This is a genomic window from Thiorhodospira sibirica ATCC 700588, from assembly GCF_000227725.2.
GTDB classification, from domain to species: domain Bacteria; phylum Pseudomonadota; class Gammaproteobacteria; order Ectothiorhodospirales; family Ectothiorhodospiraceae; genus Thiorhodospira; species Thiorhodospira sibirica.
Window position 1 is genome coordinate 593,171 of the sequence record NZ_MU255056.1, and the last position, 15,037, is coordinate 608,207.

General features: G+C 56.7%; 14 protein-coding genes and 1 pseudogene. 7 read left to right on the forward strand and 8 right to left on the reverse strand.

The genetic code is table 11. The features are described 5' to 3' along the window. Positions 1-478: pseudogene (locus THISIDRAFT_RS02855) on the forward strand (transposase); the annotation flags it as partial. A gap of 55 nt (positions 479-533) precedes the next feature. On the opposite strand, the gene THISIDRAFT_RS02860 reads toward THISIDRAFT_RS02855, so the two are convergent. From THISIDRAFT_RS02860 to map, 8 genes are all read right to left on the reverse strand, one after another. Next, on the reverse strand, positions 534-998 hold the full coding sequence (locus THISIDRAFT_RS02860; protein WP_006787085.1) for an NADH-quinone oxidoreductase subunit C: 465 nt from the start codon (positions 996-998) through the stop codon (positions 534-536). Then, a complete protein-coding gene (nuoB, locus tag THISIDRAFT_RS02865) occupies positions 998-1,492 on the reverse strand; it encodes an NADH-quinone oxidoreductase subunit NuoB (RefSeq protein WP_006787086.1) in 495 nt (164 codons plus the stop codon). The genes THISIDRAFT_RS02860 and nuoB overlap by 1 nt, the downstream gene beginning before the upstream one ends. A gap of 4 nt (positions 1,493-1,496) precedes the next feature. Further along, positions 1,497-1,862, reverse strand: a complete 366-nt coding sequence (locus THISIDRAFT_RS02870) for an NADH-quinone oxidoreductase subunit A (protein ID WP_006787087.1) — start codon at positions 1,860-1,862, stop codon at positions 1,497-1,499. A 140-nt stretch (positions 1,863-2,002) separates the two neighbouring features. Continuing rightward, on the reverse strand, positions 2,003-3,757 hold the full coding sequence (gene bchE, locus THISIDRAFT_RS02875; protein WP_006787088.1) for a magnesium-protoporphyrin IX monomethyl ester anaerobic oxidative cyclase: 1,755 nt from the start codon (positions 3,755-3,757) through the stop codon (positions 2,003-2,005). A 202-nt stretch (positions 3,758-3,959) separates the two neighbouring features. After that, the gene (locus THISIDRAFT_RS02880) at positions 3,960-4,718 is read right to left on the reverse strand and encodes a DUF3108 domain-containing protein (protein ID WP_006787089.1); all 759 of its coding nucleotides are present in this window, start codon (positions 4,716-4,718) and stop codon (positions 3,960-3,962) included. Between the two features lie 97 nt (positions 4,719-4,815). Further along, entirely contained in the window at positions 4,816-7,890 is a 3,075-nt protein-coding gene (locus THISIDRAFT_RS02885; protein WP_006787090.1) for an efflux RND transporter permease subunit, read from the reverse strand. 28 nt (positions 7,891-7,918) lie between these two features. Then, positions 7,919-9,031, reverse strand: coding sequence for an efflux RND transporter periplasmic adaptor subunit (locus THISIDRAFT_RS02890; protein ID WP_006787091.1), 1,113 nt, complete (start codon positions 9,029-9,031; stop codon positions 7,919-7,921). A 102-nt stretch (positions 9,032-9,133) separates the two neighbouring features. Further along, positions 9,134-9,889, reverse strand: a complete 756-nt coding sequence (gene map / locus THISIDRAFT_RS02895; protein ID WP_006787092.1) for a type I methionyl aminopeptidase — start codon at positions 9,887-9,889, stop codon at positions 9,134-9,136. 273 nt (positions 9,890-10,162) lie between these two features. On the opposite strand from map, the gene rpsB reads away from it, so the two are divergent. From rpsB to THISIDRAFT_RS02925, 6 genes are all read left to right on the forward strand, one after another. Further along, positions 10,163-10,939, forward strand: coding sequence for a 30S ribosomal protein S2 (rpsB, locus tag THISIDRAFT_RS02900; RefSeq protein WP_006787093.1), 777 nt, complete (start codon positions 10,163-10,165; stop codon positions 10,937-10,939). Positions 10,940-11,059: 120 nt separating this feature from the next. Beyond that, entirely contained in the window at positions 11,060-11,944 is an 885-nt protein-coding gene (gene tsf / locus THISIDRAFT_RS02905; protein WP_006787094.1) for a translation elongation factor Ts, read from the forward strand. Positions 11,945-12,108: 164 nt separating this feature from the next. After that, on the forward strand, positions 12,109-12,843 hold the full coding sequence (gene pyrH, locus THISIDRAFT_RS02910; RefSeq protein ID WP_006787095.1) for a UMP kinase: 735 nt from the start codon (positions 12,109-12,111) through the stop codon (positions 12,841-12,843). Further along, positions 12,843-13,400 (forward strand): ribosome recycling factor, encoded by a 558-nt coding sequence (gene frr, locus THISIDRAFT_RS02915; RefSeq protein ID WP_006787096.1) that lies wholly within the window; start codon positions 12,843-12,845, stop codon positions 13,398-13,400. The genes pyrH and frr overlap by 1 nt, the downstream gene beginning before the upstream one ends. 24 nt (positions 13,401-13,424) lie before the next feature. After that, positions 13,425-14,174 (forward strand): polyprenyl diphosphate synthase, encoded by a 750-nt coding sequence (gene uppS, locus THISIDRAFT_RS02920; RefSeq protein WP_006787097.1) that lies wholly within the window; start codon positions 13,425-13,427, stop codon positions 14,172-14,174. 21 nt (positions 14,175-14,195) lie between these two features. Beyond that, the gene (locus THISIDRAFT_RS02925; RefSeq protein ID WP_006787098.1) at positions 14,196-15,014 is read left to right on the forward strand and encodes a phosphatidate cytidylyltransferase; all 819 of its coding nucleotides are present in this window, start codon (positions 14,196-14,198) and stop codon (positions 15,012-15,014) included. Positions 15,015-15,037: the final 23 nt, after the last annotated feature.

A 15,037-nucleotide genomic window follows, 5' to 3' on the forward strand; every position in this document is an offset into this window, starting at 1 on the left:
CAAGGGTGTGCGAGAAGCGTATTTTCCGGGTGTGCGCCTGTTCGCCTCTGGGGTGGTGACCCACCTGGGAATTGTGCATGAATCCGGTCATCCGGAGCCGTGGATGATTGCCATGGATGCGGATCCGACCCGTGCGCGCGTACTGGACTATGCCACGCGCTGGGGCATCGAGCCGATGTTCTCCGACTTCAAGGGGCGAGGATTTGGCTTGGGGGATTCGCACCTGCGCCATGCGGATCGTTTGGAACGCCGGGTGTTGATCATGGCCTTGGCGATGTATGGGTGTGTGCGCATTGGGCGCGAACAGGCGTGCCACCCTCCGACCCCGCTCGAAAAAAAACCAAGCACAGGACGATCCGAACCTCTGGAGCTTCCGCAAGCTTGCCCGCAGCCTAGTTTCGTGGTTCACGCGTGGCTTGCGCTACTTGATGCGCTGTCTGCAAAACGACCTGCCGCTGCCGGCTTTTCGTGCCCGTGAGTAAATTGATAGGTGGTAAGCTCGGCCACTTTTTGTCTTGACAATGGGATCCACCTCAAACTTGTGGTTGTTCGCGCTGTTTGGGGTAATCTTTGCGCAGTGGATAGCCTTCAAAACCTTCATACAGCAGGATCGGACGCAGGTCGGGATTATCGCGAAAGCGGATACCGTACATTTCGTGGCACTCGCGCTCCATGATATTGGCCGAACCATAGAGCGAACGTAGGCTGTCAACCTCCGGGCTGGTCTCGCTGACCGCCGTTTTCAGACGCACCCGCACATGATCCTGGGTGCTGTAGAAATGATAAACCACGTCAAAACGCGGCTGGCGCTGCGGCCAGTCTACGGCGGTGACATCCAGCAGCAGATCAAAGGCAAATTTGTGTTTCAGGGTCTGGGCGATGGCAAGCAGCTCATCGGGCTTTTGTACCAGCACCAGCAGACCCTGGGAAAGAGTGGCGGCCAGTCCGGCCTCGACCGCAAGACGTTCGCGTAGGCGTTTGAGGATCGCATCATGCATCAGAAATGCTCGTTAATCAGCGGGTGGCGGGCGGTGGCAATTTTGTCCTGCAATTGCATGATGCCGTCAATCACCATTTCCGGGCGCGGCGGACAGCCGGGAATATAAACATCAACCGGGATCACCTTGTCGATGCCCAGCAAAACCGCGTAGTTTTGATAAAAGCCGCCGCTGATGGTGCAGGTACCAAAGGCGATCACCCATTTAGGCTCGCACATTTGTTCATACACCTTGCGCAACACCGGGGCCTGTTTATGATTGATCGTCCCCACCACCATCATCAAGTCTGACTGACGCGGCGAAAAACGCGGCAAGGCTGCACCGAAGCGGTCTGTATCGTAAAGCGTGGAGCTGACCGACATGAATTCCATGCCGCAGCAGGCCGTAACGAAGGGATAGGGAAACAGGGAAAATTTGCGTGCCCAGCCGACCAGTTCATCTTTCTTGGTGGTCAGGTATTCAAAGGCGGCAGGTGATTGGCGAGGTGTATTCACAGACTTACTCCAGGACATCTTCCAGCAGGCGGCTGTTCCACACATAGAACATGATCAGGGCCAAAAGTGCCATGAAAAAGCCAAAAATCGCCAGCATCAGGCCATTAAGCGGCTGCGCACCCAAGGCCCAGAGAAACAGAAAAATGGTTTCCAGTTCAAACAAAATGAACACCACGGCAACGCCATAATACTTGACCGGGACAGCACGCACATTCACCGGGTCAGCGACCACCCCGCCGCATTCAAAAGGCTCTTGCTTGGCGGGTGTCGGCGCGGGCTTGGGACCCAGCAGACGATTCATGCCCAGGGTAATCCCGACAAAACCTAAAATCGCCAGCAGATAGAGCAAAAAACTTAGATACGGATCCATGAAAACCTCGTTTACCAGAACGCAGCTTGTGCATGGCAGCTCCCTGGGAGCGCGGAACTCCCGCTCCGCATGGTTTGATGCTTTTAAAAGATGCGCAGCCGGTGCTGCGCGCTCCCAGGGGGCTCGTGGTCTACGTTGGCTTAATGCGTCTTTGCGGTTTTTACGGCAACATCGCTGTCATCTTCATTCACCTGCAGGTCATTGGGGGCACCACAGGCGCTGACCGTACTGGATGAGGCGGGCTGTGCTTTGACATCCATGCGCGAAAGGGTTTGCACCTTGACCACCGGCTTGCCGTCATCATCAAGCTCCAGGTCATTAGGCGCGCCACAGGCCGATACACTGCGCGAACCCATCGTACCCTGATGATGCATATCGGCCGCCAGGTCGGGACGTTCCTGCTTGAGCCGTTCGATGTCTTCGCGCTTGAGGATTTTGGTTTCATCAAAGCCCAGATCGACTTGCGCAGAGAAACCCTGATACTTCACGCGCTCAAGATCATAAAACTTCTTCGACCAGGTGGTTTTGGCAAAGGCTTTCAGACAGCCCATCATATAGCGGCGCTTGAATTTGTCCTTGATCCAGGGATAGGAGAAGAAGCTTTTGAGCATGTAAAAGCGGGCATAATTGCGCAACACGCCTTTAAGTACCTGCTCACGCGACATCTCATTGGGCTGGATGATCGGCGTTACGAAATTATATTTGGAATAATCGCGCACCTCGACCTTATCGCCCAATTCTTCAAACAGCTCGGCAAAGGGCCAGGGGGTGTACATATTCCAGTTGGCCATATCCACCTTCCAGTCACGGGCGAGACGGTAGGTTTCTTCGATGGTTTCCGGGGTTTCGTTTTCCAGCCCCATGATGAACTGAGCCTCGGCCACGATACCGGCATCGCGCAACAACTTGATCGCCAGCTTGTTTTGCTCGATGGTGGTTTCTTTGCGAAAGACATCCAGTTGCAACTGCGCAGCGGCCTCGGTGCCCAGCGAGACATGCACCAGACCGGCCTTGCGGTATAAGGGCAACAGATCGCGGTCGCGCAGAATATCGGTTACGCGGGTATTGATCCCCCAATACAGCGGCAATTTGCGGGCAGCGAGTTCTTCACACAGGGCAATGAATTTCTTGCGATGAATGGTCGGCTCTTCGTCGGCGAGAATCATAAAGCCGACCTTGTGCTCGCGCACCAAGATCTCCACCTCATCGACAAACAACTTCGGCGAACGCACACGGTATTTACGCCAGAATTTCCACTGTGAGCAGAAGCGGCAGGTAAACGGACAGCCACGGGCAAAATTAGGCACCGCCACGCGGGTATTGAGCGGGATGTAAATATATTTATCCCATTCCAGCAGTGACCAGTCCGGCGTCAGGGTATCAAGATCTTCGATGACCGGTGCGGCCGGTGTGGCGACGATTTTATCGCCGTCCAAATAAGCAATGCCCAGAATCTTATCCCGATCACGCTTATCGGTGCCATTTTCAATCGCCTTGAGCAGCTCAACCACAATGGTCTCACCCTCGCCGCGCACGATGTAATCAATCCAGGGCGCCTCGTTGAGCACCTGACCGTACATAAAGGTCGGGTGAATACCGCCCAGCACCGTGACTACACCCGGAATCGCCTCTTTGGCCAGCTCCAGGGTTCTTTGTGCTTTATAGATCTGTGGGGTGATGGAGGTGGCCAGCACCACGTCGGGCTGATTGTGACGGATAATCTCGCGCAGGCGGTCGTCGGGAATATCATCGGTCATCGCATCCACAAAGCGGATGTTGCTAATCCCTGCGTGCTTTAATGCACCACCGATGTAGGCGACCCACCCCGGGGGCCAGTTTCCGGCAATTTCGGCTCCGCCGCAATGGTAGTTGGGTTGAATCATCATAACGCGCATTGAGGGGTCTCCACTGGTGGGAATGGTCTGCGTAGTTTTTCGGCTGTTAATTTCGGATAAACCGATGTTGAATTAGCTAAACTTGTGAGAATACCAGATACCCGATACCAAGGCCATGGAAAATGCGCCATCATGATCAGGATGCTCTTATCGCCTCATCATTCAGCGGAGACAGCCTAAGCCACGGCCTTGGGAACACCGCTTAGGGGGTGGTGTTTTGGGGGTGCCATTGAATGGATTGAATTTCGAGCACCACGCGCTCGCCATTTTCGATTTGTTCAACCCGCACCGGGATGTAGTGCAAGTCTGGGGCAAACCAGATGCTGACGGTCATGTCGCGTTGTTTGTTGTAGCGTTGCACTTCGATGGCCTCCAGTTCGCCCAGTGCGGTGCGGATGGTACGGGCACCGGCAAGGGTGAAGTCGTAGGTGACGATGCGGTTGCGATCGACGAGGGTGCGAGAGATCTGGCGTTGTTGGCTGATGATGTCGTTGATTAAGGCGATTTGCAGGGCAAAGCGGTCTACCATGCCGTCTTTGAGCGTCAAACTGAAGGGGCGTCCGCGATGCATGCCACTGACCTGGTAGCGTTGCCAATCAAAGTGTGCCTCGGTGAGGCGGTCGCGGCGGCTGCTGCGGTGATGGTACCGATAGCTTTCAGAGCGCAGTCCGTGCGGGGTGATGCGAATCGTGGTGCGTTCGGTGATTTCATCATCACGCACTCGTGCCAGCATTCCGGCGGGGCGTAGATCGGCTTGATAGTGCAGCCGGTCACCGTCGCGTCGCAGGGTGATTTCCCCCACCACGGCCATGCCCATACGTTGGGCGCGATAGTGTGCGGTATAGTCGGGGGGGATGTAGGGGGCAGCGGCAAGGGGTAGCGTCCACCCCAGCAGCAACAGCCCGGTGATGAGCCATGTGCTGTTGACAAAGCGGGGGCGGTGGTGACGAAGCGGATACATGGCGGCGACTCCTCGGTAACAGCCCGCGCCAGGGCGCGGGGTTAAGCCAAAGCGGGCAGCGGGGCCCTGGCAGAATCGCAAAGGTCCGCTACAAGCACTAGGCGCTGGGTGTGGTGGCCTGATGTTCTTTGGCAAGATACAGGTAAATAGCTGGCACCACAAACAAGGTAAACAGGGTACCGATGGTCATGCCGGAGGCAATCACCAGCCCCATGGCAAAACGCGAAGCGGCACCGGGGCCGCTGCTGATGAGTAACGGCACCATCGCAATCACGGTGGCGGCGGTGGTCATCAGGATCGGGCGCAGACGCAAGGCGGCAGCTTCTTCAATCGCCTGTAATTTGCTGCGGCCCTGGCGTTGTAGCTGGTTGGCAAATTCGACAATGAGAATGCCATGCTTGGCAATCAGGCCGATCAGCGCCAGCAGGCCAATCTGGGTGTAGATATTGAGCGAGGCGATGCCCAGGCTGATAAATAACAGTGCCCCGGCAATGGACATCGGTACACTCATCAACATGATCAACGGGTCGCGGAAGGATTCAAACTGTGCCGCCAAGACCAGATAAATCACAATCAGGGCAAAAAAGAAGGTGATTACCAGCTGCGCCCCTTCCGTTTTGAACTGGCGCGACTGACCGGCATAGTCCACGCTATAGCCTTGCGGCAATACCTCGGCGGCAATGCGGTCAAGCAGATCCAGGGCCTGGCCCAGGGTAACGCCGGGCATCGGCACCCCGGACAGGGTGACGCTGTTGAGCTGCTGGAAGCGTTTGAGGCTTTGCGGTTGCACCGTATCGACCAGGGTGACCACATTGGATAGCGGAATCAGCTCGCCCGAACGGGTGCGGGTGTACAGATTGGCCAGCTGCTCGGGATTGAGGCGCTCGGTGCGTTCCAGTTGCGGGATTACCCGATAGGAGCGATTATCCATCGCAAAGCGCCCGGCATAGCCACCCGACAGCAAGGGCGCGAGATCGCCCACCAGCGATTGCATGTCAATCCCCAGCAAGGCGGCCTTATCGCGGTCGATGACCAGTTCGGTACGCGGTTTGTCGATTTTGAGATCGGTGTCGATAAAGATGAAGCGCCCGCTGGCCTGGGCCCGTTTTAATACCTCTTGGGCAATGGCTTGCAGGTTCTCCACCGGCGCGGTTGAGCCAATGACAAACTGCACCGGCGGACCACCCCCGGCGCTGGGCAAGGAGGGCGGTTGTACGGCAAACGCATTAAGACCCGGCAGACGGCTCAAGGCCGACTGCAAATCCTGCTCCAGAATCTCCTGGGTTGAGCGGCTGCGTTCATTCCAGGGGGCCATTACAAAACCGGCAATGGCCTGATTGGTAACACCCATCGCGCCCCCCCCAAAGCCGTTGACGATGAATACATTGCGCAGCTCCGGGACCTCATCGAGCAGGTGTTCGATCAAAGCGGTGTTGTGTTCCAGCTGATCCAGCGACATTGCTGCATCCCCTTCCGCGATGGAGAAAACAAAGCCTTGATCTTCCATCGGTTCGAGTTCGCTGCTGCTGCTGACAAAGAGAAAATAGCAGGAGGCCAGCACGATCAGGCCAAAGACCAGCACCACCGCACGGGTACGCAGGGCACCATCCAGACGGCGTTGATAGCGCGCCTGCAGGCCGGCAAAGCGGCGATCCAGCCAGCCTTCAAACCCATGCGCCGGGGCATTGGGGGCGTGGCCTTTGAGAATCTTGGCGCACATCATCGGCGATAGGGTCAGCGCCACAATCCCGGAGATGATGACCGAGGCGGCCAGGGTGAAGGCAAACTCGACAAACAAGGTGCCGGTCAGGCCGCCCACAAAGCCCAGCGGTAAAAATACCGCGATCAAGGTGGTGGACATGGCCACAATCGGCCAGGCCAGTTCACGCGCCCCCTGAATCGCGGCATCAAAGGGTGCCATGCCTTCTTCAATGTGGCGGTGGACGTTTTCCAGCATGATGATGGCATCATCAACCACAATGCCAATCGCCAGCACCATCGCCAGCAGGGTCAGCAGATTGATGGAAAAGCCCATCAACAGCATCAGCAGCAGCGTGCCCATCAAGGACAACGGCACGGCCACCGCCGGAATGATGACGCTGCGTAAAGAACCCAGAAACAGATAAATCACCACCACCACAATTAGCAAGGCAATGACGATGGTGATGATCACCTCGTTGATGGCGCTTTCGATGTATTCGGTGGAATCGTATACGATGTCGCCGTTCAGACCCTGCGGCAGCTGCGGCTGGATGCGTTCGCTAAAGGCGCGGCGGACCCGCTCAATCACCTCCAGGGCGTTGGCATCCGGGGAAAGCTCCACACCGATAAAGGTTGCCGCCAGACCATTAAAGCGCACCGAGGCATCATAGCTTTCCGAACCCAGCTCAATGGTGGCGACATCTTTCAGGCGTACTACATTCTCTTGGTCAGCAAACACCACCAGATGGGCAAACTGCTCCGGGCTGGATAAATCGGTATCGGCGCTTAGATCAATGATGCTGATCTGCCCTCGGGTGCGTCCCAGGGTGGCCTGCACATTATTGGCGCGCAAGGCACGGGCAATGTCTTGACCGGTTACGCCCAAGGCCGCCATGCGTTCAGAATCCAGCCAGATGCGCATGGCAAAGGTGCGATCTCCCAGAATCTGCGCCCGCTGTACCCCCGGCAGGGTGCTTAGCTCGGGTTCCACGACGCGCACCAGATAGTCCGTGATCTGGTTGTTGTTGAGGATATCGCTGTAAAAGGCCATGTACATGGCCGCCACCGTTTCCCCGACGGCTAGATCAACAATCGGCTCTTGCGCCTCCTCGGGCAGATCACCGCGCACCTTGTTGACCTGGGCGGCAATCTGGGTCAAAGCCTCGTTGGGTTCATAGTCCATGCGCAGATAAGCCTGCACGGTACTGACCCCGGCCAGGCTGGTAGACACCAGATAATCAATGCCCTCCGCCGCCGCAATGGCGCGCTCCAGCGGCGTGGTGATAAAGCCTTGTATCAGGTCGGCATCGGCGCCGATATACACCGTGGAGACCGTGACCACGGCGTTTTTGATCTCGGGAAATTGGCGTACATTCAGTTCAAAGGCGGCGCGCAGCCCCAACAGCAGAATAAACAGGCTCAGCACCACCGCCAGCACGGGCTTATGGATAAAAAGATCAGTAAAACGCATATTATCGAGAGTCCCTTGAGTTGTGCCGCTATTGATTGCGCGGCTGAGGATTTAGATCCTCACTGGGGCGCGCCTTGTCTGACAGGGTGACGGGGGTGTTGTTTTGCAATTTCAGCAGACCGCTGGCAGCAATGCGCTCGCCGGCCTGTAGACCCACGGTGACGCGGATCATGTCGCCGCGCCGCTCGCCGGTTTGCACAAAGCGCTGCATGACGCGCAACTGGCCGCTGTCATCTTCGTTGATCACAAACACGGAGTTGCCATAAGGGCTATAACGCATCCCGCTTTGCGGGATGACGAATGCGGCCTGCGGCTCGCCCGTCTCCAGGGTCACGCGGGCAAACAGACCGGCGCGCAGCAGCTCATCGGGATTGGCAAGGGTGGCTTGTACCTCGAAGGTGCGCGTGGTCGGACTGATGCGCGGTTCTATGGCGCTGATACGCCCGGAAAAGACCTGATCCACGGCATCCACCTCGACCTGGATCGTTTGCCCCACCTGCACATTCATCAGGCGGCGTTCTGGCAAGGTGAACTGGACAAACAGGGGGTTGAGCGATTCCAGCGACACCAGCGGATCACCCGCCGAGATAAACTGGCCTAAATTGACCCGGCGAATCCCGGCAATGCCGTCAAAGGGGGCTTTGATGGTTTTTTGCGCAATGCGGGCCTGCTGCGCCCCCACGGTGGCCTTGGCCTGCTCGGCCTCGCTTTGGCGGCGTTGCCATTCGGCCTCCGAGATGGTTTTTTGCTCAAACAAGCGCCGTGCCCGTTGCAGCTCAAGCTCAGCCAGGCGTGCGACTGCCTTGAGTCGTTGCAAATCCGCCTCATCGGTTTCGGTATCCAGCTGAATCAGGGTTTGACCCTTGCGCACCCGGCTGCCGTTGTCAAAATGAATGGACTTGACCACCCCGGCGACCTCAGAGGCAATGTCTGCGCCGTTGACCGGGGTCAGGGTGCCGATGGCCAGTACCTGCTCAACCCAGCGCACTTCGCGCACCTCGCTGGCATTGATCGTGACGACTTCCTCGGGGATATTGGCAAAATAATCGGCAATCTGCTGATTAATAAACGCCTTGAAGCCAAACACCGCGCCAAAAAACAGCCCGGTCAATAACAGCATGATGACCATGCGTTTGATCATGATAATGACAACCTTCCTAAAAAATGCCCCTCCTCGATCTGTTTTTATAGAGAGGGGGTTGCAACGCGGTGGGACTCCCCCTGTCAGGGGGAGGGTCTTTTTTTAGCCAGAGACGGTGAGGATTTCACAGCCGCTATCTGTCACCAGTACGGTATGCTCCCATTGGGCAGACAGGCTGTGATCCTTGGTGACGACCGTCCAGCCATCATTCATCAGGCGGGTGTGGCGTTTGCCGACATTGATCATCGGCTCAATGGTAAAGATCATGCCGGGCTTTAGCGCGATGCCTTCGCCCGGAGTGCCATAGTGCAGGATTTGCGGCTCTTCATGAAATTCCCGGCCTATGCCGTGGCCACAGTATTCCCGCACCACGCTATAGCGATGCCCCTCCACAAAGGATTGAATCGCATACCCCAGATCACCCAGGCGCACGCCAGGGGCCACGGCGTTGATGCCAATCATCAGCGCCTCATGGGCAATATCCACCAGACGCGAGGCCATGATGGAAGGCTTGCCGATCAAGAACATGCGGCTGGTATCCCCATGAAAGCCGTCTTTGATAACGGTGATGTCGATATTGAGAATATCGCCATTTTTCAGGCGGCGCTCACTGGGAATGCCGTGGCAGACCTGGTGATTGAGGGAGGTGCAGATTGACCGTGGAAAGCCGCGATAGTTCAGTGGCGCAGGCGTGGCCTGCTGTACATTGACAATGTAGTCGTGACAGCGTTGATCGAGCTCAAGCGTGGTGACCCCTGCCTGGACATGCGGGGTGATCATGTCCAGAACCTGCGCCGCAAGACGGCCTACAATGCGCATTTTTTCGATTTCTTCGGGGGTTTTGATAATGACGGCCATAAGTGCGTGTTTCCTGATCCGGGTGATGCAGTTCCAGCACGACGGCAGAAGCGCCCATCATGTATACCGGTCTGCGATTAGGCGTTTGTCGTAACGCGGGTGTTTATGGTATAAAGCGCCCGCGCATCGCGCAAACTAAAGTGCCTGTATTAAACAGCATTTTGCAAAATACATTCCACACACGCGTCGGCACATTGAGCTGGGTGCCCTTTGGGGTCACTGAATGGGGCGCGTGGAGGCTCAAAACCCACACATCAGGAGAAATCCCCGATTATGTCAAATATTAGCATGCGCCAGATGCTTGAGGCCGGTGTGCACTTTGGTCATCAGACCCGCTACTGGAACCCCAAGATGGCGCCGTTTATTTTCGGCGACCGCAACAAGATTCATATCATCAATCTGGAAAAGACCCTGCCGCTTTTCAATGATGCGATGAACTATCTGGGCAAGCTGGCTTCCAATGGCGGTCGTGTGCTGTTTGTCGGCACCAAGCGCTCGGCGCGTGACTGTATCGCCGAGGAAGCCAAACGGTGCAAGATGCCTTATGTGAATCATCGCTGGCTCGGCGGGATGCTCACCAACTTCAAGACCGTGCGTCAGTCCATCAAGCGCCTCAAGGATCTGGAAACCATGCGCGATGACGGCACCTTTGCCCGTCTGAGCAAAAAAGAAGTGCTCATGCTGACCCGTGAAATGGAAAAGCTTGAGCGCAGTCTGGGCGGCATCAAGGATATGCCGGCTCTGCCTGATGCTCTGTTTGTCATTGATGTAGGCTATGAGCGCATTGCCATCAACGAGGCCAAAAAGCTGGGCATTCCGGTGGTTGCCGTCGTGGATACCAACAACTCGCCGTTGGGCGTAGATTATGTCATTCCCGGTAATGATGATGCCATGCGGGCGATCCAGCTGTACGTCTCGGCGGCGGCGGATGCGGTGCTGGAAGGGCGCACCACCGCCCGGGCCGGTTCCGTGCGCGCCGATGAGTTTGTCGAAGTGGACGACGACAGCGCCGCACTGGATGCCAGCGATACCGCAACGGCCTCTGCCTGAACACAGGCATTCTGTGGTGTCCGGGCGAATGCTCTGGACACCCGGCCTGTCAGGGATGACGGGCATCCACCCTTCATTTTTTAAAGAATCTCGTTATCGTTGATTTAAGGAGTTTTTGTTATGCAGATTTCTGCAGCCATGGTCAAAGAGCTGCGTGAGCGCACCGGGGCCGGTATGATGGAGTGCAAAAAGGCACTGTCCGAGGCTAACGGGGATATGGAAGCCGCCATTGAAGCCATGCGTAAATCCGGTCAGGCCAAGGCCGTGAAAAAGTCCTCGCGGGTCGCCGCCGAGGGGCAGATCGTCGTGAGTATGAGTGATGATGGCAGCCGGGCTGCCATTGTCGAGGTCAATTGCGAAACCGATTTTGTCGGCAAGGATGAAAACTTCAAGGGCTTTGCGCAAGACGTTGCCGCACTGGTGCTCAAGCAGGCCCCGGCGGATGTCAACGCTCTGATGGCGCTGCCCAGTGCTCATGGTGCCAGTCTGGACGAGGCCCGTGCCGAGCTGATTTCCAAGGTCGGGGAAAATGTGCAGGTGCGTCGTTTTGATGTGCTCAATGCCCAGGCCGGTCAACTGCTGATGCATTATCTGCACGGCAGCCGCATCGGTGTACTGGTGCACCTGCAAGGCGGCAATGCTGATCTGGCCAAGGATCTGGCGATGCACATTGCAGCCTGTCGGCCCGTTTGCCTGGATGAAAGCGGGGTGCCCGTAGAATTGCTGAACAAAGAACGCGATATTTTCAAGGCTCAGGCCGAGGAAAGCGGCAAGCCTGCTGAAATCGTGGAAAAAATGGTCGAAGGGCGGATTAGAAAATATCTGGCCGAGATCACCTTGCTGGGTCAGGCCTTTGTCAAGGATCAGGACAAGACCGTGGCCGCGCTGGTCAAAGACGCCAATGCACAAGTTTTGAGCTTTGTGCGTTATGAAGTCGGCGAAGGCATCGAGAAGAAAACCGAAAATTTCGCCGAAGAAGTGATGGCCCAGGCGAAAAATGTTTAGGCTTTAGTTGATTAGCGGGGTGGTGGGGTGGCGTGTGCATCGACAGATTCACACAAGACCCTACCGCCTCATCCGCCGGTCTGACACAGGCAGGTCGGCGGCTATGCCCGGTTCGCCCTCTGGCGCACAGTCCTCCATTCTTCATCAATGTCTGTATATTTTCCATGAGCGAATCACAGCGTCCCTCTTTTAAGCGCATCCTCCTCAAGCTCAGCGGTGAAGCACTGATGGGCGAGCAGGATTATGGCATTGATCCCGATGTGATCTCGCGGGTGGCCCGCGAAGTGGCCGACCTCAGTCGCCTGGGTGTGGAAGTGGCTATCGTGATTGGCGGTGGTAATATCTTTCGCGGTGCCGGGCTGGCGCAGGCCGGAATGGATCGCGTCACTGCCGATCACATGGGCATGTTGGCCACGGTCATGAATGGCCTGGCCATGCAGGATGCCCTGGAAAATGTGGGCAAGTTTTGCCGGGTCATGTCGGCGATCAAGATCAATCAGGTCTGCGAGGACTACATCCGTCGGCGTGCCTTGCGGCACCTGGAAAAAGGGCGGATTGTGGTGTTTGCTGCCGGGACCGGCAACCCTTTTTTCACCACCGATACAGCAGCCAGCCTGCGGGCCATTGAAATCAATGCCGATATCATGATCAAAGCCACCAAGGTCGATGGTGTCTATGACCGCGACCCCAAGCGTTATGCCGATGCACAACGCTTTGAGCGACTGAGCTATGATGAAGTCCTCACGCGGCGTCTGGAAGTCATGGACGCCACCGCCATTGTCATGTGTCGCGATAATAACCTGCCGCTGCGCATCTGTAATATCTTCAAGGAAGGAGATCTAATGCGGCTGATTATGGGCGAACCCATCGGAACCCTTGTTGAACGGAGCCAAACCTAATGGCGCAAGACATCAAAAAAAATACCGCTGCCCGCATGGGTAAAACCATTGAATCCTTACAGCATGAGCTGGCCAAAATCCGTACCGGACGCGCTCACACCAGCCTGCTTGATCATGTCATGGTGGAATACTACGGCAGCGACGTGCCGATCAACCAGGTCGCCAATGTGGCGGTGGAAGATTCGCGTACCCTAAGCGTCACCCCGTGGGAAAAGACCATGGTCGCCAAGGTGGAAAAGGCCATCTTGACCTCCGATCTGGGGCTCAATCCCTCCAGTGCCGGAACGGTGATCCGTGTGCCAATGCCGCCATTGACCGAGGAACGCCGCCGCGAACTGATCAAGGTGGTGCGCCATGAGGCCGAAAATGCCCGCGTGGCGGTGCGCAATATCCGCCGCGATGCCAATAACGAGCTCAAGCATCTGGTGAAAGACAAGACCATTTCAGAGGATGATGAGCGCCGTGGGCAGGATGAGGTGCAAAAGCTCACCGACAGCTATGTCGCAGAGGTTGATCGCCTGCTCGCCGAAAAAGAAAAAGAATTGCTGGAAATCTAAGCCCATTACCGGTTGTTGAGTTTCGTGAGTCTGACTGAAAAAGCAAGTCCGATCGCCCCCGGCATCACCCCTCCGCGCCATGTAGCCATCGTCATGGATGGCAATGGACGCTGGGCGCGGGCGCGTCATTTGCCGCGTACCGAGGGGCATCGCCAGGGGGTGGGTGCGGTGCGCCGCACGGTGCGCTTTTGTGCCGAACAGGGGGTGGAGGTGCTGACCCTGTTTGCCTTGAGCAGCGAGAATTTACAGCGCCCCAAGGTCGAGATTGCCACCCTCTTTGAGCTGTTTTTATCGGTGGTCGATCAGGAATTGCCACAGCTGGAAAAGGCCGGGGTGCGGCTGCGCTTTATCGGCGATATTCACGCGTTTTCCAGCCGTCTGCAGGGCTATATCCACCGTGCGCAGGAACGCACCCGCGACAATACCGGCATGACCTTAGTGATTGCAGCGGGCTATGGCGGACGCTGGGATCTCACGCAGGCCATGCAGCGTCTGGCCTTGCAGGTGCAGGCGCAGGCCTTGCGCCCCGAACAGATTACCCCGCAACTCATGGAAGAGCAGCTTACCACCGTGGGGCTGGCTGATCCGGATCTGTTTATCCGCACCGGAGGGGAGCAGCGTTTGAGTAACTTTTTGCTATGGCAACTGGCGTACACGGAATTGTTTTTCAGCGAGGTCTTGTGGCCCGATTTTGATGAGACCGAATTGCAGCGCGCCTTTGAATTTTATGCCAAGCGCGAACGCCGTTTTGGCCGGATCACCGAGGCAAAGTAATAAAGTGATTATGAGTACCTCATGCTAAAACAGCGCATCATCACCGGGACCGTGCTGGGACTTGCCACGCTGGGTGCCATTTTGTATCTGCCCGAGACCTGGCTTGCGCTGGTGCTGTTTGCCGTGATTCTTGTCGGTGCCTGGGAGTGGTCGTATTTAAGCGGTTTGCGGGAGCGCCGCTGGCGTTGGGTGTATCTGGGCGTATTTGCACTGACGGCGGCGCTGTGCTGGTATCTGGTGTTTTGGCAACATCAGCTATGGCCGTTATTACTGGGCGTGCTGTGGTGGGTGGTGGTGCTGTTTTTGCTGGCGCTGTATTCACCCGACATCAAGCCAGGACGCTGGGTGCGTGCCATCTTTATCGGCGCAGGTTTTTTGACCCTGATTCCGGCCTGGCTGGCGCTGCTGTTGATCCATGATTATCGCCCGGAATTATTGCTGTTTTTGATTCTGCTGACGGCCAGTGCCGATACAGCGGCCTATTTTAGCGGCAAGCGTTTCGGCAAACGCCGTCTGGCCCCCAGCATCAGTCCCGGCAAAACCCGTGAAGGTCTGTGGGGGGCGCTGGCGGTGATGGTGCCCGTGGCTTTGGTCGGGGTGTGGCTGTTTACGATTGAGACGGGTTTTTGGTTTTATTTTCTGGCGCTGTGCATGATCACTGCCCTGGCCTCAGTGATGGGCGATTTGTTTGAGAGTATGCTCAAGCGCTCCGCACGGGTCAAAGACAGTGGACGCCTCTTGCCGGGGCATGGTGGCGTCCTTGACCGCGTGGATAGCCTCACCGCTGCTGCGCCGGTGTTTTTTGTCGGCCTGTTTTGGGTCGGCATTCTGGTTCGCTAATGATTTCAAGGCTATCCGACCAT